This is a genomic window from Hymenobacter fodinae (genome assembly GCF_004745825.1).
In the GTDB taxonomy this organism is placed as follows: domain Bacteria; phylum Bacteroidota; class Bacteroidia; order Cytophagales; family Hymenobacteraceae; genus Hymenobacter; species Hymenobacter fodinae.
On record NZ_SRLA01000005.1, the window covers coordinates 405078 to 427844 of the forward strand.

The 22767-nt window shown below is 59.3% G+C and carries 20 protein-coding genes; 16 read left to right on the forward strand and 4 right to left on the reverse strand.

All coding sequences use genetic code 11. From position 1 onward, the window contains the following. Positions 1-20 precede the first annotated feature (20 nt). The 5 genes from EU556_RS22070 (at position 21) to EU556_RS22090 (ending at position 4728) form a co-directional block, all read left to right on the forward strand. A complete protein-coding gene (locus tag EU556_RS22070) occupies positions 21-518 on the forward strand; it encodes a hypothetical protein (protein ID WP_135436340.1) in 498 nt (165 codons plus the stop codon). Between the two features lie 38 nt (positions 519-556). Beyond that, positions 557-1129: an SMI1/KNR4 family protein gene (locus tag EU556_RS22075; protein WP_135436342.1), complete on the forward strand. Its 573-nt coding sequence runs from the start codon at positions 557-559 to the stop codon at positions 1127-1129. Between the two features lie 95 nt (positions 1130-1224). Continuing rightward, positions 1225-1875 carry an SMI1/KNR4 family protein gene (locus EU556_RS22080; RefSeq protein ID WP_135436343.1) on the forward strand — a complete coding sequence of 217 codons (651 nt, stop codon included), beginning with the start codon at positions 1225-1227 and terminating at the stop codon, positions 1873-1875. A gap of 7 nt (positions 1876-1882) precedes the next feature. Continuing rightward, positions 1883-2374, forward strand: coding sequence for a DUF6985 domain-containing protein (locus EU556_RS22085; RefSeq protein WP_135436344.1), 492 nt, complete (start codon positions 1883-1885; stop codon positions 2372-2374). A gap of 29 nt (positions 2375-2403) precedes the next feature. Beyond that, positions 2404-4728 carry a DUF5682 family protein gene (locus EU556_RS22090; protein ID WP_135436346.1) on the forward strand — a complete coding sequence of 775 codons (2325 nt, stop codon included), beginning with the start codon at positions 2404-2406 and terminating at the stop codon, positions 4726-4728. Between the two features lie 167 nt (positions 4729-4895). Here EU556_RS22090 and EU556_RS22095 read toward each other — a convergent pair whose 3' ends face one another. Both EU556_RS22095 and EU556_RS22100 read right to left on the reverse strand, forming a co-directional pair. Continuing rightward, positions 4896-5309 (reverse strand): response regulator, encoded by a 414-nt coding sequence (locus tag EU556_RS22095; protein WP_135436348.1) that lies wholly within the window; start codon positions 5307-5309, stop codon positions 4896-4898. A 102-nt stretch (positions 5310-5411) separates the two neighbouring features. Beyond that, positions 5412-8030: a M1 family metallopeptidase gene (locus EU556_RS22100; protein WP_135436349.1), complete on the reverse strand. Its 2619-nt coding sequence runs from the start codon at positions 8028-8030 to the stop codon at positions 5412-5414. A gap of 50 nt (positions 8031-8080) precedes the next feature. Here EU556_RS22100 and pxpB point away from each other — a divergent pair, with 50 nt between their 5' ends. From pxpB to EU556_RS22135, 7 genes are all read left to right on the forward strand, one after another. Beyond that, entirely contained in the window at positions 8081-8824 is a 744-nt protein-coding gene (gene pxpB, locus EU556_RS22105) for a 5-oxoprolinase subunit PxpB (protein WP_135436351.1), read from the forward strand. Beyond that, the gene (locus EU556_RS22110) at positions 8814-9824 is read left to right on the forward strand and encodes a 5-oxoprolinase subunit C family protein (RefSeq protein ID WP_135436352.1); all 1011 of its coding nucleotides are present in this window, start codon (positions 8814-8816) and stop codon (positions 9822-9824) included. Before pxpB ends, EU556_RS22110 begins: the two co-directional genes overlap by 11 nt. Next, complete coding sequence (locus tag EU556_RS22115) at positions 9821-10600, forward strand: LamB/YcsF family protein (RefSeq protein WP_317128727.1); 780 nt, start codon at positions 9821-9823, stop codon at positions 10598-10600. Before EU556_RS22110 ends, EU556_RS22115 begins: the two co-directional genes overlap by 4 nt. Further along, a complete protein-coding gene (locus EU556_RS22120) occupies positions 10597-11790 on the forward strand; it encodes an NRAMP family divalent metal transporter (protein ID WP_135436353.1) in 1194 nt (397 codons plus the stop codon). The genes EU556_RS22115 and EU556_RS22120 overlap by 4 nt, the downstream gene beginning before the upstream one ends. Positions 11791-11861: 71 nt before the next feature. Next, on the forward strand, positions 11862-13298 hold the full coding sequence (locus tag EU556_RS22125) for an amidohydrolase family protein (RefSeq protein WP_135436355.1): 1437 nt from the start codon (positions 11862-11864) through the stop codon (positions 13296-13298). Positions 13299-13338: 40 nt separating this feature from the next. Continuing rightward, positions 13339-13875, forward strand: coding sequence for a peptide deformylase (locus EU556_RS22130; protein ID WP_135436357.1), 537 nt, complete (start codon positions 13339-13341; stop codon positions 13873-13875). 209 nt (positions 13876-14084) lie between these two features. Next, on the forward strand, positions 14085-14447 hold the full coding sequence (locus EU556_RS22135) for an Imm51 family immunity protein (protein ID WP_135436359.1): 363 nt from the start codon (positions 14085-14087) through the stop codon (positions 14445-14447). A gap of 56 nt (positions 14448-14503) precedes the next feature. On the opposite strand, the gene EU556_RS22140 is transcribed toward EU556_RS22135, so the two are convergent. Both EU556_RS22140 and EU556_RS22145 read right to left on the reverse strand, forming a co-directional pair. Continuing rightward, entirely contained in the window at positions 14504-15118 is a 615-nt protein-coding gene (locus EU556_RS22140; RefSeq protein WP_167855682.1) for a DUF4304 domain-containing protein, read from the reverse strand. 41 nt (positions 15119-15159) lie between these two features. Then, entirely contained in the window at positions 15160-17595 is a 2436-nt protein-coding gene (locus tag EU556_RS22145; RefSeq protein ID WP_245327827.1) for a zinc-dependent metalloprotease, read from the reverse strand. Between the two features lie 244 nt (positions 17596-17839). Between EU556_RS22145 and EU556_RS22150 the strand changes: the two genes are divergently transcribed. From EU556_RS22150 to EU556_RS22165, 4 genes are all read left to right on the forward strand, one after another. Beyond that, entirely contained in the window at positions 17840-18391 is a 552-nt protein-coding gene (locus tag EU556_RS22150) for a CbrC family protein (protein ID WP_135436361.1), read from the forward strand. Between the two features lie 35 nt (positions 18392-18426). After that, positions 18427-19539 (forward strand): VWA domain-containing protein, encoded by a 1113-nt coding sequence (locus EU556_RS22155; RefSeq protein WP_210116349.1) that lies wholly within the window; start codon positions 18427-18429, stop codon positions 19537-19539. A gap of 94 nt (positions 19540-19633) precedes the next feature. Beyond that, on the forward strand, positions 19634-21403 hold the full coding sequence (locus tag EU556_RS22160) for a S41 family peptidase (protein ID WP_135436363.1): 1770 nt from the start codon (positions 19634-19636) through the stop codon (positions 21401-21403). A 286-nt stretch (positions 21404-21689) separates the two neighbouring features. After that, positions 21690-22649 carry a UTP--glucose-1-phosphate uridylyltransferase gene (locus EU556_RS22165; protein ID WP_245327828.1) on the forward strand — a complete coding sequence of 320 codons (960 nt, stop codon included), beginning with the start codon at positions 21690-21692 and terminating at the stop codon, positions 22647-22649. Positions 22650-22767: the final 118 nt, after the last annotated feature.

The following is a 22767-nucleotide window of genomic DNA, read 5'->3' on the forward strand; positions in this document are numbered from 1 at the left end:
CAGTGGACGTAATTTGAATTATGGATGCTAATAAAGATCCTACTGCTGAATCCTATTGGACAGCTGTTGGCAACATCATTAGGGAACGTCCTTACGGGCCGGGCGGGGCTGAAATACGCTACGGCACAAAGCATTTTGCGCCGGGCACTAAGGTGTACATCATTGATTGGTATCCTGGAATGTGCCAAAGTATTGTAGTAGTCGGACTTCACCGCAAATCCAAACGTTTGATAACTATATCAATAGATGTTCGACTGGTGGAGAATCTTCGCCCTAAAGTCTGCTACAATCCTACCGCAATTGCCAAGTTCAAAGAACACTATCGCCCTATACCACCTTGCAATAACAGTCGCATAGACTCACTCACGAAAGAGCTAGCTGAAACGATGTGCCAAGCAATACCGCATTGGCAACAGAACTATAAAACGAAGTTTGTAGAAAGCTCTCCCATGGCTAATGAAGAATCCGACAAAACACAAGGTTTTCTGGCTCGACTCTGGTCTTTTTTTCGATTTTGAAAAAATTATAAATAGGATAGTCTAAAGCTTTGACGTACATGACTTTCCCCGAACTACTTACTCGCCTCGATACCCTGCTCCAACAGCATCGACCGGAGTACTACGCTACCCTGGGCCCACCGGCTACGGGGGCGGAGCTGGCCGCTTTTGAGGCGGAATTTAACCTAGTATTGCCAGCGGAGCTACGGCAGTGGTTTGGCTGGCACAATGGGCAGGAAGGCTACGACAGCTTCTTCCAGAACAACTGCCTTCAGTCGCTGGACGGCGCGGCCGAAAGCATGCGCATCAACAACGAGCTGCTGGCCGATGGCGACTTCGTGACGAACTGGTGGCATCCGGCTTGGGTGCCATTTCTCGAAAACGGCGGCGGCGACCATGTCTGCGTGGATTTGCACGGCACCTTCACTGGCCAGGCCGGGCAAATTATGGAACACTGGCACGACTGGGAAGCCCGCACGGTGCTGTTCCCCAACCTAACCGCCTGGCTGGCCGCCGTAGTACAGGCCTATGAACAAGCCGGCGCCGAGTCTGCGTTGCTGACCGATGAGCAACTAGAGGAACTGGAACCAGAGCATCCAAAAGGGTTTCCGCAGGAATTTGAAGCGGGGTAGGCCGCTCTCGGCGCGTCGTTGCCTATGGCCGCGTCCTACCCCACTCGATTTCCCGAACCGGAAACCGGTAGCCCGGCCAACTCTTTCCCTACCCCATGAGCCCATCTGAATCTATCCGCCGAATTGAAACCTGGCTGGCCGCCAACGCGCCTCGCATTTTGACCGAGTCGTTGAACGATGGCGCTGCCGAAAGCGAGCTGAGTGGCCTAGAGACTGCCGTTGGCAAGCCGCTGCCTGAAGACTACAAGGCCTTGTACCGTTGGCGCAACGGCTTAGATGAAGACGCTGATAACTTCGGCAGCCTGTTCTACGGCCTTAGCTTTATTCCCCTGGAGAGGGTAGCAGCTGCGTTTCAGAGTCGCGCTAAAGACTCCGAACTGTGTCCGCCGGTGTATGCGCAGGCCTCAGTAAAAGCCGATAACGTGTTGAATCCTTACTGGCTCCAACTCAGCTTCGACGGTTCCCACACGTGGCTGTGCGTGGACCTTGACCCGGCCCCGGCAGGCCGATACGGGCAGGTTATTTTCGTGGATGAGGTAAACGAATCCGTTTTTCAGGTGGCCGATTCTGTGGCGGCCCTGCTTGCTCAATTTGCGGATGACCTGGAGCAAGGGCGCTACTTCTTAGAGCCCGACGCCCTGGAAGACGGCAATGAGTTTCTAGCGGCCGCGGCAAGCATTGACATGGTAAACTGGCACCAAGCGGCGCGATGGCAGGGTGTGCTACCGGCCTCAGCTTATAACTAACCTGTCTATGCTAACGCATCCGTTCTGGGGAATTGTGGAGGAAAGCTGGGCCGGCATGGCGCCGCAACAAAAGTTTGTACTGCCGGGCTTTGAACAACCCATTGAGGTGTTCTTAGGTGAGGAACTGTTTGAGGAAGACGAGGAAGACGAGGAATACGACCTTTCCCCGGCGCAGCTCGACGAGTATGCGGCTACGTTCCAGGCCTTCGTTGCAGATGCGCCGCGCCTGCTCCCAGAACTCCAGCAGCAGACCTTTGCCCGTTACCAGGATCTGTATGCTTCCTTTTATGAGGACTCGGCTCAGTCGGGAGCCCCGGCACTGTACCTGCGCACGCCCGAGGAGCATTTTGCTTATTTGCAGGACGTGGCCTACCTCCGTATTACGGACGAACAAACGCTCCGCTTGTCTATTCGCTACGGCCTCGATCCGGAACACGGCCTGGAAATCAGGTTTGAGGCGAACCAGCTGGCCGAAATGGGCGGCATTGCCGAAACCTGAGTTACTCCTATTGTAGTCCTACCCCCCTTATGCCTTCCGAACTCCGCCTCTTCGGCATCCGCCACCACGGCCCCGGCAGCACCGCCAGCCTCCTGAAAGCCCTGGACGACTACCAGCCCGACATGGTGCTGCTGGAGTGCCCCGCCGATGGGGAAAAGGCCTTGGCGCTTGCCTCCACCCCGGAGCTAAAGCCGCCGGTGGCCCTGCTCATCTACAACCCCAAGCAGCACGCCCAGGCCACTTTTCTGCCCTTCGCCCACTTCTCGCCAGAGTGGCAGGCGGCGCAGTGGTGCCAGCAGCACGGCGCCCACCTGCGCTGCTTCGACCTGCCGATGACGCTGCGCTTTGCCCTCCCGGATGCCGTGGAACACGAGCCGCTACCCCCTGCTGAAGTAGCCGCCGAAACAACACTCGCTCCTCCCCCCGATACTGCGCCGACGGATACAGAAGTACCCGCTACAAACCCAGAAACTGCCGACAACCCAGCCCCCGAAGAAGCCCCGCTGCACCTCGACCCCATTGCCCACTTGGCCCGCCTAGATGGTTACACCGATGGAGAACGGTGGTGGGAAGCCCGCATTGAGCATAGCGCCGGCCACGCCGATACCTTCGAGGTAGTACTGCAGATGATGACGGCCCTGCGCGAGGAATTGGCTCAGCCTGAATCTGAGGAGACTTTGCTACGAGAGGCCTACATGCGCGAAACCCTGCGCGCTACCCTCAAGCAGGGCTATCAGCGGGTGGCGGTGGTATGCGGGGCCTGGCACGCGCCGGTGCTGCGGGCCGAAGAACTCCCTACCTACGCCAAAGACGACAAAGCCCGCCTCAAAGGCCTGAAGAAAGCGCCCACTGAAGCCACCTGGGTACCCTGGACCTACGAGCGCCTGGCCCGGCAATCGGGTTACGGGGCGGGGGTGTTGTCGCCGGCCTGGTACGAGCTGCTGTTTCAAGAGCCCCACGAGCGGGTAGTCACGCACTGGATGGTGCGGGCGGCTCACCTGCTACGCGCCCAGCAGATAGATGCGTCGTCGGCCCACGCCATTGAGGCCGTGCGCCTGGCCGAGGCCCTGGCCGCCGTGCGCGGACTGGCGTTGCCCGGCATTGAGGAACTGGAAGAAGCGGCCGTGAGCATCTTCGGGGGTGGCTACGCCGAGGCCCTGGACTTGGTGCATCAGCAGCTGGTAATTGGCGAAGCCTTGGGTGAAGTCCCCGAAGAGTTACCCGCCTCGCCCCTGCAGCAAGACCTGGCCCAGCAGCAAAAAGCCCTCCGCCTCAAGCCTGAAGCCACCCACAAAACCCTGGCCCTCGACCTGCGCAAAGACCTCGACCTGGGCCGCAGCCACCTGCTCCACCGCCTGCAGCTATTAGGTATTAAGTGGGGCAAGCCGCAGCGTGTACAGGGCAAAAGCGGCACTTTCCATGAGGTGTGGGAGCTGCAGTGGCGGCCGGAAATGGTGCTGGGCGTGCTGGAAGCGGGCCGCTGGGGCAATACCATTCTGGCCGCCGCCAGCGGAGCCGCCCGTCACCGCGCCGACCAGGCCACCGACCTAGGCCAGGTAAGCCAGCTGCTGGAAGAAGCGCTGCGCGCCGACCTCGCCCCCGCTCTGCCCGGCCTGGTAGCCCGCCTCGAAACCCTGAGCGCCGGCACCCGCGACGTAGCCCACCTGCTCACGGCTCTGCCCCCGCTGGTAAACGTGCTACGCTACGGCAACGTGCGCCGTACCGAAACCGCCCAGGTAGCCAAGGTAGTGCACCATCTGGTGCCGCGCCTGTGCATCTCCCTGCCCCTGGCCTGCACCGGCCTCGACCGAGACGCCGCCAGCCAGCTCCTGGAGCAAATAGAAGCGGCTCATCAAGCCATTCGTCTGCTCCCCGAGGAAGACCAACAGGCGCACTGGTACGCGGCCCTGCACCTTATTGCGCGCCAGCCTGCCAGCAGTGGCCTACTAGCCGGCGTGGCCACGCGCCTGCTCTTTGACACGCAGCAGCTCGGCCCCGACGAAACGGCCACTCAGCTAGGCTTAGCGCTGGCCCCAGCGCAGCCCACCGATTACGCAACCGCCTGGATTGAGGGCTTCCTGCGGGGGAGCGGCTTGCTACTTATTCATAATCGGGTGCTGTTCGACTTGCTGGACGCTTGGCTTACTGGCCTAGAAGAATCGGTGTTTCAAGAAACTGTGCCCCTACTGCGTCGCTCCTTCACCGAGTTTAGCCAGCCTGAGCGCCAGCAGGTGCTGGCTCTGGCTAAGGGTGGCCCCGCGGCTACAGTCGCACCGGAAGCAGAATTTGACCTGGAGCGTGGCCTGCGGGTGCTACCGATGCTACGGGAGCTACTGGGCTTACAACCCGTGTGACACAATACTGCGAAGAAACGAAGTAGGCACGCCGCAGAAGTGGCCCACTGGGTTACTGCTGCAGTGTGCCTCTTTATGATAATTGCTTCAGATGCGTCGTTTCAGAGACAATAGGCGCTACGAAAGGGCTATCCGTTGTCCTACTACTGCTTACTGGCACCTACCCCTTAAGCAGGTAGTTCCCGCTGAAAATGCTCCAGCAGCAACTTCCCAACCATCTGCTTGGTCAGCGGCTTATTCAGAAACCCCTGGATTGCGTATTCCTGGAGCCGAGCCACATCGCGGGGGTGCAAGGAGGTAGTAAGCATCACAAGTATTACCGATTGTTTGGTGGGATGTTGAAGTGACGCGTAGGCCTCCAGAAACTCAAACCCATTCATCACCGGCATATTCACGTCGAGCAGAATAAGTTGCGGATACCCCTCCTGTTGGCTTTGCTGCTTAATTACACGCAGGGCATCCTGGCCGTTTTGGGCCACCAGAATCTTATCGGCTATGTGTAAGCCCTCCAGTAGTAAGCGGTTAAGGAAATTGGTGGTCTTGTCATCGTCAACTAACAGGATGCTGGAGAGCTTTGCCATTAAATAAGGAGGAAGTTCACTGGGGACTTGCGTAGAAAATAAAGCAAGTCCAAAGGTAGTACTACCCCCTCAAAAGGCCCTCTGTCGAGCTTAAAGCCACTTTTAGAGCACCAGCCGCTCTGCCCGGAACACATCGTCGGCGGCTTGCAACAGCTTGGCTCGCAGCTTAGGGTTGTAGCCAGGGTGGGCCGCCAGAAACTCCCGCACGGTATGGGCGGCGGAGGGAGTTTGGTAGAAGCCCAGCGTCGCCTGCAGCCACGAATACGGGAAGAAGATGTCGCCGGTCTGCTGAATTTCTTCGAGCAGGGCCAAACTCTGGGGCAGGTATTTCTCGGCAGTGGCGGCCCGCAATGGGTGGTGCAGGTAGGCCAGGGCGGCCGTTACCCAGGCTTCCTTTTCGCGGTTTTTCTCGTCACTGAGCGAGGCAAAGAAGGTGTCCCGGGTCTGCACATCGGGCGAAAGAGCCGGCATCAGGAACTCCATGCGCTTTTTGCGGTCGGGGTTTTGGATGCGGGTGAGCTGCTTGGGCAGGATGGGCGTACTGGCCGGGTAGTCGCGCACGGCCAGGGCTAAGGCCAGGGCGGTGTAGTCATCCTCGGTGAGCTTTACGCCCGCGGGAGCCTGCTCCTTGTTCCAGATCTGGTAGAGGCGCGTTTGCGCTTCCTTGGTCAGGGCCACCGATTGGTAGGCCTTGAACAAGAGCTTTTTGGAATTAGCGGCCGGGTTTTGCTGCATGATCTGCCACAGCTCGCGTTCCAGGGTTGGTGCCAGGGCTAGGCGGTCGGCAGGCTTCAGCAGCTTCCAATAGATATCGGTGAGTTGGCCGGTCAACAGCTTGATGTTCAACTCCTCCTTCTCCTGGGGCAACATTTTACGGTACACCTCCAGCAGTTGCCGGGGTGCCAGGCTGCGGCCCAGGAGCATGTTCTCAAAGAGGTTCACGTAGGCGGCGGCCCGCGCCACAGGGTTCTGCAACTGGCCTAGGCCAGTGGTCAGCTGCTTATCAACCGGAAAAACCCCGTAGCCCAGGCCGGTAGAGTTGAACAACATAAACGCCGGGGCCACCTTGCTTTCTACTTGGGGCAGTACCACTTGGCGCTGGTTCATATTCACGGTTACCTCCTTGGTGCGGCCATTGGGGTACACCAGCAGCACCTCAAACAGCTGGGGCCACAGCCTATCCGACTTATCCTCGGCCTGCTGGGTGATGACCACCTCAGTGCTGCTGCCGTCTTTGGTTTGCAGCTGATAGTCGAAGATGGGGCGACCGGGCTGGTTTACCCACACCTGGTTCCAGGCCTGCAAGTCGGCGGGGGTGCGCTCGTCGAGGATCTGAATAAGGTCGGGCCAGGTGGCGTTGCCGAAGCTGTACTTCTTTAAGTACTCCTGCAGGCCTAGGCGGAAGGGCCCCTCACCCATCAGGCGCTCCAGCTGCCGCATCATAATGGGCGCTTTGTGGTAGATGATGTTGCCGTAGAGCGAGCCGGCATCTTTCAGGTTATCCAGCTCCTGCCGGATGGGGTTAGCGCCAGTAGTGCGGTCGACGCCGTAGGCCGCGGGGTAATGGTCGATGACGAACTTGAGGTCGTAGTTGGAGTTGGCTACGGCCACCTGCGTGATTTTATCGGCCATGAAGTTGGCAAACACCTCCTTCATCCACACGTCGTTAAACCACTGCATAGTCACCAAATCGCCAAACCACATGTGGGCGGTTTCGTGGGCGATGAGGTTGGAGCGGGCTATTTTCTGGTCCTGGGTGGCGCCTTCGTCCAGGAACAAGGTGCTGGCTTTGTAGTCGATGGCGCCCACGTGCTCCATGCCCCCGTACTGGAAATCGGGCAGGGCCACGAAATCGAACTTGTGGAACGGATACGGAATGGCGGTGTACTGCTCCAAAAACTTGAGTGCGTCGGCATGAATCTGGAAGATGGGGTCCAGGCTTAGCCGCACCTTGTCTTGGTCGGTTTCCCGGTGCAGAAACTGCATCGGCCTTCCCCCTAGCGTGCGCGCAACCCGCGTGAATTTGCCGGCCGCGAAGGAGAACAAATACGTGCTGATAGTATCAGAGGGTGCGAAGCGGTACGTCTTGCTCTCAGTTGCCACCGTCGAATCTTGCAGCGGACCGTTGGCCAGAGCCTGCCAGCTTTTTGGCAGGGTGAGCGTCAGGCCGAAGGAAGCCTTGAGGTTAGGCTGATCGAACACCGGAAACACGGTGCGGGCGCGGTCGGGCACCAGCAAGGTGTACAGGAAGTCCTCGTTGCGGTTGAGGCTTTGGTTGCCGGCCGTAAACTCAATTTGCACCTCATTCGAGCCGGTTTTCAGACTAGGGGCCGGCAGCACCAAGTGTTCATCGTGGTGGTCGATGGCGACGGGCTGGCCATTTACCGCCACCCGTTTCAGGTTGGAAGTTTGCTCCTTGAAATCGAGCTGCACGGGCTGGGCGGCATCGGAGAGGTGAAACCGAACCGTTTCGGTGGCCGCAATGGGACTGGCTTTGCCGACCGGAATAGTCAGGTGCAGGGCGTAGGCCAGGCGGGAGATGCGGCGGGCGCGGTCTTGGGCCAGCTCCTCACTCACGCCGGCCACCACGGCTAGCGGCGCGGTGGGTGTAATGGCAGGCGCGGCCGTATCAGCAACCACTAGTTTTTTAGAGCACGACAACAGGCCTAGGCTCAGCAGAAACACGCTAGTGCGCGCTCCATTCTTATATTGAAGCTTCATTCGAAAGGAATTCCATCAGGTCGAACACCCAAGGTAAAGCAAACCCACCGATGGAACAGCCTACTTCCCCCACCGATCTGCTACCGCCCGCCCAGATCTACCCGCTCGGCGATGCGGCCGTGGTGCTGCAGCTCGGCGACACTATCAGCGAAGCTACCCACCGCACGCTGCAGGCTCTAGGCCACTCCCTCGATCATGCCACCTTCCCCGGCCTGCGCGAATACGTGCCGGCTTTCACTACCCTCACCGTGTATTACGACCCGTGGGTGGTAAGCCAACGCGGCCAGCATGACCCCAACCAAGTTGTAGCCGAGTGGCTGTTTTCGCTGCTGCACAACCTCCCCACTGCTTCTGCAAGCGAACCTCAGCCCGTTGTGGAAATACCGGTGTGCTACGGAGGCCGCTACGGTCCCGACCTGGCCCTGGTGGCCGAGCATACTGGCCTAGCACCCGCAGAGGTCATTCGGCTGCACACCGAGCCGGAGTACTTAGTCTACATGATTGGGTTTGCGCCCGGATTTCCGTACTTGGGCGGCATGCCCGAGCAGCTCTCCACTCCGCGCAAAGCGCATCCCCGCCCGCTGGTACCCGCGGGCTCGGTGGGCATTGCCGGGGGCCAAACCGGCGTGTACTCCTTGCCTACGCCCGGGGGCTGGCAGCTAATTGGCCGCACCCCGCTCCGCCTGTTCACGCCCGAGGGCGCCTCCCCCAGCCTGTTGCGGGCGGGTCAGCGGCTACGGTTCGTGGCTATTACGGAGGATACGTACGAACACCTGCTGACGCATGAGCAGTAGCATTCTTCGGCCCGGTCTGCTCACCACCATTCAGGATGCCGGGCGCTTCGGCTACCAGCAGGCGGGCGTTATTGTGAGTGGCCCGATGGACCCTTGGGCGCTGCGCCTGGCCAACCTGCTCGTGGGCAACCCGCCCAATGCCGCCGGGCTGGAAATCACGCTGCTGGGCCCTACCATTCGCTTTGAAGCCGACCACCTGATTTGCCTGAGTGGGGCCGACTTATCCGCTACGCTCGATGGGCAGCAGTTGCCTCTGAACCGGCCCGTGGCAGTGCAGCAAGGCAGCACACTAGCTTTTGGGGCGGCGCGTATGGGCTGCCGGACTTACCTGGCGTTTTCGGGTGGGCTCACGGTGCCTGCGGTCCTCGGCAGTCAATCAACCTATTTGCGGGCCCAGCTGGGTGGTCTAGAAGGCCGAGCCCTGCGAGCCGGCAACGTGCTACCAGCAGCCGGCCCTACTCCTGCGGGGAAACGGCTGCATCAGCAACTGCTAGGCCAGTACCCCGGCCAAAACTGGGTGGCGGCGCGGTGGTACCCAGCGGTGGAGCCTGCCTTTGCTTCCGGCGGCAATGCCATAACGATACGGGCTATTCGGGGGCCGGAGTATGAGCTGTTTACGCCAGCAAGCCAGCAGAACTTTTGGCGGGAAGAGTTCTTGGTAACGCCCCACTCCGACCGCATGGGCTACCGGCTGGCGGGGCCAGGGCTGGACCGCCGCACCGAGCGGGAAATTCTCTCCTCGGCCGTTACCTTCGGCACGGTGCAGGTGCCAGCCTCTGGTGAGCCCATTGTGCTCATGGCCGACCACCAAACCACCGGCGGTTACCCGCGCATCGGGCAGGTCATCTCGGCCGACTTTTCCCAACTGGCTCAGGTGCCGCCGGGTGGTCGGCTGCGCTTTCAGGAAGTCAGCCTTTCGGAAGCCCACTACTGGTCCCTACGCCAGGAAAAACAACTCCAGCAACTTCAACGGGCCCTAGCCCTGCGCTACTATCAATGAATAAACTGTACGCCGTCGACCTGAACTGTGACATGGGGGAAAGCTTCGGGGCTTATTCGCTAGGCCACGACGAAGCTATTTTGCCCAGTATCACCTCCGCCAACATTGCCTGCGGTTACCACGCCGGCGACCCAGCCGTGATGAAGCGTACCGTGCGCCTGGCTTTGCAGCACGGAGTAGCCATTGGGGCCCACCCCGGCCTGCCCGACCTAGTGGGTTTTGGTCGGCGCGAAATGGCGGTTTCTCCCGAAGAGGCCTATGATATGACGGTGTATCAACTGGGGGCGCTGGCTGCTTTCGTGCGGGCTGAGGGCGGCACCGTGCACCACGTAAAACCCCACGGCGCCCTTTATAATATGGCCGCCGTAAACCCTACTCTCGCTGAGGCCCTGGCCGAAGCCGTGTACCAGGTGCACCCCGAAGCCTGCCTTTATGGCCTGGCTGGCAGCGCCCTCATTAGTGCGGGCCAAAAGCTAGGCCTGCACGTTGCCCAAGAGGTTTTCGCCGACCGGACGTACCAGCCTAACGGCACCCTCACCCCCCGCCGTCAGCCCAACGCCCTACTCACCGACCCCGCCGCGGCTATTGCCCAAGTAGTGCGCATGGTGCAGGAAGGCAAGGTGCAGGCCTTATCGGGTGAGGACGTGACTATTCAGGCAGATACTGTTTGCATTCACGGCGACGGCGCCCACGCCCTGGAATTTGCCCAGCGCATTCGGGCTACGCTTCAGCAAGCGGGCATTACGATTCAGGCTCCTTACCAGACTACTGCATGAGGCCAACCCGCAACTGGGGGGTGCTGCTCGGCGCGGCCTTCCTGATGGCTACCTCGGCGGTGGGCCCCGGCTTCCTGACCCAAACCACCGTTTTTACCCAGTCGTTGGGGGCGAGCTTTGGTTTCGTGATTCTCACCTCTATCCTCATGGATATTGGGGTGCAGCTCAACATTTGGCGGGTTATTGCCATGTCAGAAATGCGCGCCCCCGACATTGCCAACCGGGTACTGCCTGGCCTAGGCGGCTTTATTTCAGCCCTGATTGTGGCGGGAGGGCTGGCGTTTAACATCGGGAACGTGGGTGGGGCCGGCCTGGGCCTGGAGGTGCTGACGGGGCTACCGGTAACGGTGTGCGCCGGGCTAGCCGCAGCCATGGCCATAGCTATCTTCCTGGTGCGCGAAGCGGGGCCACTTATGGACCGATTTGCTCAGCTTATGGGCTTGGTTATGATTGGGGCTATTATTTACGTGGCAGTTACCACCCATCCGCCGGCTGCCGAAGCTGCGCTGCGCACCATTGCCCCCGACACTATTGATTTTACCGCCATTATCACGCTGGTAGGCGGCACCGTAGGGGGCTACATCACGTTTTCTGGTGGCCACCGCCTGCTTGATGCGGGCGTGAAGGGCCCCGCCGCTTTGTCCCAGGTAACGCAAAGCGCCATTATGGGCGTGTCGGTGGCCTCGCTGATTCGGGTGTTGCTGTTTCTGGCCACGCTGGGCGTCGTCGGCCAGGGATTGGCCATTAACGCCGACAACCCTACTGCCTCGGTGTTTCAGCTGGCCGCCGGGCAGGTGGGCTATAAGCTGTTTGGGGTGGTGATGTTCGCGGCGGCCATTACCTCTATTATCGGCTCGGCTTACACCTCCATCTCCTTTCTCAAATCGATGCTGCCGCGCGTAGCTGAGCACGAAAACAGCTGGATTATCGGGTTCATTGCCTTATCCACCGTGGTCTTCGTTACTATTGGCAAACCCGTGGCATTGCTAGTATGGGCCGGAGCACTCAATGGGTTTATCTTACCCATTACCCTCGGCACATTGCTCGTGGCTGCCTACCGGCCCAGCGTGGTTGGTACTGCGTACCGCCACCCGCTCTGGCTGGCGGCATTTGGGCTGCTGGTGGTACTCCTCATGACCTGGATGAGCGGCACCGTGCTGGTGCAGCAGGTAGCTGGGCTCTTTGCATAAAGATGGAGCCTGCCCGAACGGTAAATCTAGCTGCCATGAAGATGATGGCATCAGGCCCTAACTAGTCGTGTATGAAGTTACTCTCCCGAATTCTTGCCTGCTCTTTTCCTCTACTGGCAGTGGGCTGCGCTGGCCACCACCCACCCCAAAAGGCCTACGACCTTGTTATCACGCATGCCAACGTGGTAGACGTGGAAACCGGCCAGATCAGGCCCGATCAGACCCTGGCCATTGCCGATGGTCAGATCCGGCGGCTGGAAAAGGCAAACGGTCGGCCGTTACCCGCCACCCGCACCCTCGACGCCCAGGGTAAATACCTGATTCCGGGACTCTGGGACATGCATGTGCACTTCCGCGGCGGCGACTCCCTGATTACGGCCAACCGCAACCTGCTCCCGCTCTACCTGGCCCACGGCATCACTACAGTTCGTGATGCGGGCGGCGACCTGACACCTGCACTTTTCGACTGGCGGAGGCAAATTCGGGCCGGTAAGCTGGCGGGGCCCACTATATATACCTCCGGTCCCAAGATTGACGGGCCGGAACCCACCTGGGCTGGCTCCCTTCCGGTCGTGACGCAAGCAGATATTGATAAGGCCCTCGACTCCTTGCAGGCGTTGAAGGTCGACTACGTCAAGATTTATGAAAGCACCATCTCGCGGGATGCCTTCCTAAACACCGTGGCCTCGGCGGAGAAGCGCGGCATGACTACAACGGGCCATATGCCCTACACTGCCACGCTGCGCGAGGCCTCCGACCGGGGCCTGGATGCCTCGGAGCACTTGTATTACGTGTTCAAGGCTTGCTCAAGCAAGGAAGACAGCATCACCACGGCGGTGCAACGCAGCCAGGGCACGGCTAAGCCGCTAGGCCTGTTTGCGGTGCTGCCGGCCATCTACCGCACGTTTGACCCCACCGCCGAGGCGCGCATCTACCAAACACTGGTGAAAAACAAAACGGCGGTGGTGCCCACGCTCTATATCCAGAAGCTGCTGGCCGAACTGCCCCAAACCGACCACTCCCGCGACTCTCTCCTGACCTACATAGACCCTAAAATTCAGCGTACCTACGCCGGGCGCCTGAACGGGGCCCGCCGCCAGTCAGCGGCCATGCAGGCCTTCAATAAGCAGCTTGGTGCCAAGTTCATGTCCCTGGTGCCGGCCATGCACAAGGCAGGGGTAACACTGCTGGCCGGCTCCGACAGCGGTGCGTCCAACTCCTACGTGTACCCGGGCACCTCGCTGCTAGGTGAATTGGAACTGATGGTGCAGGCCGGCCTCACGCCCGCTCAGGCCTTGCAAACCGCCACCATCAACGGGGCCCGCTTCCTGAAAGCCGACAAGTTTTCCGGCACCATCCAAGCTGGCAAAGCGGCTGACCTTGTTCTGTTAGACCAAAATCCCTTAACTAACATCAGCAGCCTGCGCCAGATCAACACCGTTATTGCTCACGGCCACGTGTATACCGCCGCCGATTTGCGCCAGATGCTGCTGGCAGTAAAGCACTGAGGGCACAATCAAATGTCACTCAATTCATCATACCAGCCAGATGCCCGTTCGTGAAATTCTGCAGCTAGGCCACCCCGTGCTGCGCCAGATAGCCCAACCCATTCCTGACCCAACCGCACCAGCCGTGGCCAGTCTTGTCACGGACTTGGCCGATACCGTAGGCCACTGGCGCGAAACGACTGGCTACGGTCGGGCCATTGCCGCGCCCCAAATTGGGGAGTTGCAGCGCGTGATTCTGCTGCGCCTGCCGGGCCAGCCGGTGTGGCCGCTTATCAATCCCAGCATCATCGACCACAGCCCCGAGAAGATGGTGGTGTGGGATGCCTGCCTTTCCTTTCTCTCCATCTTTATGCAAGTAGAGCGCTACGAGTGGATTACTGTGCGCTACCAAGACCTGCTAGGCCAGTGGCACGAAACTCAGGCGGGCGCCAAAGACGACCTCGCCGAACTGCTCCAGCATGAAATCGACCACCTCGACGGCATCCTCTCCATCGACCGCATGGTGGATGTAAAGTCGCTGTGCTCTCGCGAAGAGTTTGAGCGCCAGCACCGCGCCGACAGCCCCTATGGGCGGTAAAATGGTTCGGTAGTGATTCAGTGAGGATTTGACCCACTACCGCACGTCATCCTGATGAAGTAAAGCTCTTTTGCGCCTGCCCAGTGGCCTAGCGCAACCTGCTGACCCAACTAAAGCTAGGCTAGGCCTGCCGCCAGTGTGCTGGGTTAGCATGACAGCCTTTAAGTGCGTACCATCTGCTTCGTGTTGCGTCCCGTACCTTTGGGCTGATGGCCAATATATACCACCCCTTCGTTGTTTACGACCTGCAAGAGCACGCCACCCCGGAACGGCAGTACCGTATTGTGGTTGATTTGTCGGAGATGGACGATTACTACACGGTGTTTGAGCGGCACGGCTTCAGTGGCAGCGGCGCCTCCTGGGCCGAGCACATTGAAACTATTGTGGAAGAACACGCCCCCGAACTGCTCGATCATATTGAGCTAGCGGGCGAGGGCGAAATCTTCCGTGCCTACGCCGATAGCCGCGCCAGCGCCCAGCAGTTCCTAGGCCTAGTCCACCCCATCTTCGGCGACCTAGGCAGCTTAAGCAAATACCTTAGCCAAACCGACCCGGGGGATTTTTTTGAGTAGGCTGGCCTAGAGCATAGCAGGTCAAAAATTCAGTTGCGCAAAGTTCTTGTCAATGGCTAAAGTGAATGAGCTAGCCTTGCTTGTAACTCCAGCATTTTCTGTCGCTGCGTTCGGTAAATGGTTTTGGTTAGTTCATCCTCAATCCATTTCCTAGCCTCATTCTGATAACCATAGTTAAATAGGGTTTCGATAGCAAGCTCTGAGTTGGGTTCTTTTACTTGTATTAATTGCTGCATGATAGCTTCAACCCCATCTATGCGGTCCAGATACGGCAGTACTCTGGTGGTTATATCCTGTTCTACTAATCGAGATAAATTATCAAACTCCGATTGGTCCGTTAACTCATACCAAAGGTCGTCAGAGCCTTTCAGTTGCCCAATTCGCTTTCGAATCAAACAGGCTGGTTCCAGAAACCTTTCATTGGATATGCTTCTACCTCTTGTCCAGAGGCGTTCTGCTTCAGGTAAGTATATGCCTGTATTGAGTGTAAATCGAATGTTGCTTCGGTCTCCATAAGCACTTTTCTGAATACTTAAAATTTTGCCCCAACCAGCTGAATCATAGTATCGAAAGTTATTCTTTGTTTTACTATAGCCTCGTTTCTTGAATTCAGGCCAAATGACTTTTGATACCAGCGTATCGAACTGAGTTTGGATTTCTGTTTTACTCACACTCATTTTCTCGCTGTACTAATCCCTATACCAAGTACCTATCAAAACCCAGCACACCCATCATCCCCAATCGGGGCGCCGTCGGGCATGGGCAGGGCGGGTGCAGCCTGGAACTTCTCGGGAGCTGCTTCAAATTGCTCAATCATGCGCACTGCGGCGAAGGCAGTGGCCCGGCGGCCTTCATCCTTACCCGACTTCTGCTCTTTCTGAAGCTGCTTTTTCAGCTCTTCCACTTTCATAGTGGCCTGGGCTTTTACATTGACGGGCGCTTGCGGAGCGGCGGCCAGGGCCAACAGCTTTTGCAGGGTGAGCGTGTTCACTAAGCGCTGCAGCTCGCCGGCATAGCCAGCTTCGGGCTTGGCCTGCCAGGTTTGCTTTACCAGTCGGTCGAGCACGGCGGCTAGGCCCGGTTGGTCGTTGTGGCGGGCGTGGTATTCCTCCAGGCGGGCGGCCCGCTGAGGATTGAGCAGAAACTCCAACGTTGTTGCCGCGGCCGATTCGGCCGCGCCGGTGGGGTCGAACGTAAGGCCGGTGCGGGCAGTAAAGGTTTCGCGGGTGCGCGGGTAGTTCACGGGCCGCGGCGGAATCTTGGCCAGCAGCTCTTCCGACAACGCCAACTCGCGGGGCGAAATCGTGCGCATCAGCGCGTCGAAGGCCTTCCACTGCTCGGCGGGCTCTACCAAGCGCGTTACAGTTTGGCCGTCGCCCTTCACGGCGTACGTGTAGTAGAGGCCACCCAACACCTTAGAGGCCGCTTCTACCTGATAGCGCTGCAGCAGGTACATGGGTACCAGCACCTCTTCGATGGTGGCCATGGGCTGATTGGGCGCAATAGCTTTTTCGGAGAAGCGGTCTAGCACGACCCTGCGCACGTCCATCACGTGGTTCAGCGCATCGGCGGCGCTGGTGCCATCGTCCCAGAGGTGAGCCAGCGGGTGGGCGCTGCCCTGGGCCCGCGCATCGGCGTCGGCCATAAACAGGTAGCCATCCTTGAGCGTCTGGGCGATGATGGCGTTGAGGCCGGCCGCCTCGTTGGCTTGCGAACCAAAATCCTTGTAGCCATACAAGATGGCGCGCTTATCCCAGGTGCCAATTTCGGTGGTGTACGCCTCGCTCAGGTCCACGGTGCCATCGGGGCGCAGCTTGATGCGGGGCACCGGGTAATCCATCACCGACGACCGTTCTTTGGTGCTGGCGGCGTAATTGTGGTACAGGCCTAGCGTGTGGCCTACCTCGTGGGCGGCCAGCTGGCGCAGGCGGGCCATGCTCACGCGCAGCATCTCGGGGCTGGTGGGCTTGCCTTCTTCATAGGGCTGCAGCAGGCCTTCAGCAATCAGGTAATCCTGCCGCTCCCGCAACGAGCCCAACGACACCTGCCCCTTGATGATTTCGCCGGTGCGCGGGTCGGTGATAGAAGCGCCGTACGACCAGCCGCGGGTGGAGCGGTGAATCCACTGAATCAGGTTATAGCGGATGTCCATAGGATCAACGCCTTCGGGCAGCATCTTCACCTGAAAGGCGTTGCGATACCCGGCCGCCTCAAAGGCCTGGTTCCACCACGCGGCCCCTTCGAGCAGCGCCGAGCGTACGGGCTCGGGCGTGCCACGGTCGAGGTAGTACACAATGGGTTCCTTCGCCTCACTTACGGCGGCCGAGGGGTCTTTTTTTTGCAAGCGGTGCCGCACAATCTGCCGCTTCACAATGGGCTGATCAATGGCGGCGGCATAGTCCATGTACTCGTTGGCGAAGTAGCCCGCTCGCGGATCGAAGGCACGAGGCTGATAGTTATTATCGGGCAGTTGAATAAACGAGTGGTGCATGTGCACCGTCACGGCCGTGGGGTCGGGCGTTACCGAGCTGATTTCGCGGCCTTTGGCTTTGCCCGTAAGCGTTACCACGGCCTCAAACTCTGAGTTAAGCGGAAATGCTTTGGTGTTGGGCAGAAACACGGCGGAGCGACTTTCCTCGGCCTTGTAAGAGCCCTGCTTGAGGTCGTCGAGCTTATCGCCGAGCTGGTGGGAGTCGCGCAGCAGAAAAGGCGTCAGGTCAACCAGCACCTTGCCTCCCTCCTGGGCTTCGGCCTTAAAGCCCCAGAGCACCGATTGGGCAAAGGAATTTTCAACCGACTGCCGCTCCTCGGCATTCTGGCTCACGGCCCGGAAGTCGTAGTTGGGTTGCAGCAGCAGAATCTTGGGCCCGCTCTTCACGAACTTCACAATGCGAGTTTGCCCAATCTGGCCCCGGTCAAGCCCCAGGTCGTTGGAGCCTACGCCGTTGGGCAGCGTGCTGACGTACAGAATTTCCTGGTCTAGCTTGTCGATTTCGAGCAGAATGCGCCCCCCTTTTTCGTCCCAGTAAAATGGAAAGAAGCCCGAGAACTTCTGCATTCCTTTCGTTTTCTCAGCCAGGCTTTGGGCCGAAACCAGATGCGAACTGACCAACAGAGAGCCAACCAGTAAAGAGTAGAGTTTCTTCATGCAGTGGAGAGGTAGTGGAGTGGGCGGAAGGTAGCGAGGGATACCCACTTTTCAGCATAACTCACCGCACCCAGTGCGCAGAAAGCGTCTCTTTGTGCGCAACTACTATTTGGTTGGAACCATCCGCGCCTCGTTATTTTAAGCCCTCCTTGCTCTGCTCAAACGTTTTGAAGTGGTTGCAGGGCAAACACCGCCTGTATATTGGCAGCCCAAGGTCTATTTTGCGTTGCTACTTCTACTGCCTATGTCCGTCAGCAGTCCGTTACCGCACTTTACATTCAACCCCAACGCTTACGCCCTAGGCCTCTTCGAGCAAAAAGATATCGTCTGTGAGTGCTGCCACCAACCGCGCGCCTACAGCTATACTGGTCCCATATATTGCGAGGCCGATGTGGATGACCTGTGCCCGTGGTGCATCGCCGATGGCAGCGCAGCCGCGAAATGGGACGCCGAGTTTCAGGATTGGGCCTCGGTGGAAGGCCACTCGCCTGATCCGGCGGAAGCGTCGGCACCCCTCAACCCTGCCTCCTTGGAGGAAGTGGTTTCTCGCTCACCCGGCTACAACTCTTGGCAGCAGGGCGTTTGGCTGACGCATTGCCAGGACCTGTGCATGTTCCTGGGCTACGTGGGCGGCGACGATATTCGCCCATTTCTCCCAGAACTACGCCCCGATCTGCAGGACTGGCCCAATGAGGTTTTTTTGCTCCGGAGCCTCTCAGCGGATGGGAGCTTGACCGGGTACCTGTTTCAGTGTCGCCACTGCGGGCAGCACCGGCTCCATATTGATTGTGATTAACGTAGCTTTCGGTTTAACCTTCTACCCTTCTGCTTGTGTCTTCCTCCTCTGCTGCCCGCTGGAAACTGGTTTTAGGCTCGCCCGCTGATGCGGCCAATGAAATCCCTATGTCGGCGGACTACGGGCGCATGGATGAAGTGCTAACCCAGCTCTACGACGGCCACGAAGGTGAGCGGAAAGCTGGCCTAGGCGGCTCTGCGCCCAAAGTCAGCCGCTGGCTGGGTGACATCCGGACCTATTTTCCGTCTTCGGTGGTAGCCGTAATGCAGCAAGACGCCATGGATCGGCTAGGCCTGCACCAGCTGCTGCTGGAGCCCGAAATCATGCGCACCGTGCAGCCCGATGTGCACTTGGTGGGCACCCTTATGTCGCTGAGCCGGGTGATGCCGCAGAAGGTGAAGCACACGGCCCACGAGGTGGTGGGCAAGGTGGTGCACGAGCTAGAGCAAAAACTGGCCAACCCATTACGCCAAGCTGTGCAAGGGGCCTTAAGCCGGGCGGTGCGTAACCCCCGACCTCGCTACGCCGAAATCAACTGGGCGGCCACTATTCGGGCTAACCTCAAGCACTACCAGCCGCAGTACAAAACGGTGGTGCCCGAAAAACTTATTGGCTACGGGCGGCGCGGGCAGGCGCTTAAGGAAATTGTGCTCTGCGTAGACCAGAGCGGTTCAATGGCCTCTTCGGTGGTGTACGCGGGCGTATTCGGGGCTGTATTGGCGTCCATCAAAGCCGTGAAAACGCACATGGTGGTGTTTGACACGGCCGTAGCTAACCTCTCAGAGAATCTGCAAGACCCCGTGGATTTGCTGTTTGGGGTGCAGCTCGGCGGAGGCACCGATATCAACCTGGCTCTCACCTACTGTCAGCAGCTCATCACCCGTCCTACCGATACCATTCTGGTGCTCATCAGCGACTTATACGAGGGTGGTAATGAGCGGGAGATGATCCGACGGGCCGCCGCTCTGAAAGCCGCTGGCGTAACCGTGGTAGCCCTGTTGGCCCTCGCCGACGACGGCGCCCCGAGCTTCGACCGACGTGTAGCCGAGAAATTTGCCGCCCTAGGCATCCCAAGCTTTGCCTGCACGCCGGGACAGTTCCCGCAGCTTATGGCAGCCGCCATTCAGGGTCAGGAACTTAAGCTCTAGGCCACTCGCTACACGAGCCTGGCCGCGGGTGTATTATGCAACGAACCGGCTTGCGCTTGGCTCCTACTGCTAGCTTACTCTCCTTTTATTGCTTGTGCTTTTATCTGCTTTCCTTCTCACATCGGTGGTGTTGGCACCGGCTGCGCCAGATACGCTTACGCCGCGCGAAACCCGCAACCTCACGGCTCTAGGCCAGGTTGCCGGAGCCATCAAGTACTTCTACCCAAACCGCCACACGGCCCAGGTTAGCTGGGAAACGGTTCTCGTACGGAGCATTCCGGCAGTTAGGCGGGCACGTACCGACGCCGCCTTAGCGGTAACCCTTGATAGCCTCTTTCACCCCCTGGCCCCCGCAGCCCGCGTTGCGCTAGGCCAGTCCTCCGTGCCTAATACTGGCCTAGCGCATACGGAGGCCGGCCCTTACTACTACTGGGAACATCACGGGTTAGCGCTTGACAAAAAGGGGCTACCGGTAGTGCGGGCTATGTTTAAACTGGGCGGTCTTTCGTATTCCAGCGCTATTAAGTCAGCACCAGTGCCGGAAGCGGTTAAGCTCTTCCAAGGTCAGCCGCAGTATACGGTTCGTTTGCTGGATAGTCTCCACCTCACGTTTCCTCTGCTGCTCACGCAGGCCCAGTATCAACAACGACTGCCCCGGCAACGCGGCCGCTCGGTGCACCGGTTAAACGCCGCCACCTCAGCCCAGCGCCTGACCACGGTACTGCTCAGCTGGAATATTGTGCAGCATTTTTACCCCTACCGAGCCGTGCTGGACAGTGCCCGATGGACGGAGACCCTGCCCCTGGCTCTGCAGGCCGCGGCCCGCGCCACCACAGACACCGAGCTGCTTACTGCCTGCCGCACCATGCTGGCCCGGCTGCCCGACCGCCACGTAGGCATCAGCCCTAAAACGCGCACGGGGTTGCGCATCGTGTCGCCGCCCTGGGGTCTCCAGCTCCGTTTAGTAGACGAGCAAGTGATGGTGCAACAGGTACCCCAGAGCCTTCAGCAGTTGCAGCTGGGCATGGTGCTCACGCAGGTAAACGGTCAGCCAGTGGCCGCACTGCTTCAGCAGTTACAGGCAATTATTCCGGCAACCTCTGCGCCAGTTGCCCGCCAATTGGCCGCGGAGTCGTTGCTGACGCATCTGGCGGCGGTGGGGCCTTCGGCCCGGTTAACGTTTCGCAACACGCAGGGCCGGGAGCTTGAGCAGGTCCTGGCTTTCCGGGAGCTACGGGGCAACATGCGCCACCAGCCGGCAGCGGTGAGGGAGGTGGCGCCGGGCTTCTATCTGTTGGATGCCGCCCGCCTGCGCTACTCTGATTTTCAACGAGCCCTTCCGCAGTTACAAACCGCGCGGGGCCTGATCATTGACCTGCGCCAGCGCCCTTCCTACGACCTACTGCGGGTGCTGCCGCATTTTTCGCCGACCGCCCTTTTGCCCGACAGTACGGCTACGCCGCTGCTGCGCCAGCCTGACTTTCAGCAAGCACAGCTAGTAGGGTCAACGTCTCGGCCCTTACCTGCTCAGCTTCCCTTCCTTCCAGCCTCTAAGGTGTTCCTGACGGGCCCTCACACTTACAGTTACGGCGAAACGGTGGCTGAGCTGGTACGGCGGCACCGCCTGGGCATACTACTCGGCCAGACCACCGGCGGCACCAACGGCGAAATGAATTTTGCTGCCATCGGCCGGGCCTACCAACTCAGCTGGACCGGCCGCCGCGTGGTGAGCCGCAGTGGTACATACCAGGGCACTGGTCTAGCCCCCGATGTTGTGGTGCAGCCTACTGTATCCACCTTAGCTCAGGGTCAGGATGCCGAGGTGAACCGAGCCGTGGAGTGGCTGCAGCAGGTGCCGTACTAGTGGCCTAGGCTTTAGTCAATAGTACGGCAGGATGGACCCACGAGCGAGTTGCTACCGGTATCGATACCGGTAGCAACTCGCTCGTTCTTTGCGTTATACGGTTGGGCTACTACCCCATAATAAGATGCTGTACCCTTAGGTTTCACTTCCATTTTCCGTGTTTCTTTGTGCACTTCCCATCAGTGAAACCATTCCTTTCTGGACAGGAACTGGCCGAGCTAATCAGCGCTTTAAACACGCGTTTTACTGGTTCGCTAGGCCACTTACGCTTGACTACAAACACCTTATGATGAAGATTAAAAAGGCCGTAATTACGGCGGCGGCCCGCGGGGTGCGGCTTTACCCAGTAGCTGATACCATTCAGAAATCTATGCTGCCCGTGGTGGATGTGGATGGCCTGCACAAGCCAGTGATTCAAATTATTGCCGAGGAAGCGTTCAGCAGCGGTATTGAGGAGCTGTGCATTGTGTGCGCCCCCGGCGACGGCGAACGGTACCTGGCCGCCTTCCATTCCCTGCGCGACAACCTGCTGAAGTCGTACCAAGGCATTGACTGGGCCAAGCAAGAAGCCGAGAAAATCGACCACCTGCTCAGCCGCACGCAATTTGCCGAGCAACAGGAGCCCCGCGGCTACGGCCACGCCGTGTACTGCGCCCGGGAGTTCGTAAACGGCGAGCCGTTCCTGCTCATGCTGGGCGACTACCTCTACGTTTCGGACCTGCCGCAGCAGCGCTGCGCTGCCCAACTGTTGGAGCTGGCAGCCCAGGAAGGATGCGCTGTGTCGGCCGTAAACCCCACAATTGAGCACCAGGTAAGCCGCTACGGTACCGTTACCGGCAAGCACGTAGCAGGCCAGGTGGGCATCTACCAGATTGATAAGATCATCGAGAAGCCTTCCCTGAGCCTGGCCGAGCTGGAACTGCAGACCTCTGGCCTACGCGCTGGCTACTACCTGTGCTTCTTCGGGATGCACGTGCTCACGCCTTCCATCTTCACCATTCTGGAGTCGCAGGTGGCCCAGGGTGAAGCCAACGTGCTGCTCACGCCCGCCCTGCAGGAGCTAGCCGCTTCTGATAAATACTTGGCCCTGGAAGTACGCGGCAGCCGCTACGACCTCAGCCGTAAGCAAGGCCTGCTCCGGGCCCAAATTGCGCTGGGCCTAGCCGGCGAAGCCCACGACGAAACGCTCACCACGCTTGTAGAACTGCTGGCCGAAGCCAACGCCCGCAAGCCACAGCTAGGCTAGACAGCGGAGGTAGGCTGGAATAACACTCCAGAACGTCATGTCGAGCTGGTCGAGACATCTCGCGTGCTGACGTTGCTATATTAATCAGACATCAGCACGCGAGATGTCTCGACCAGCT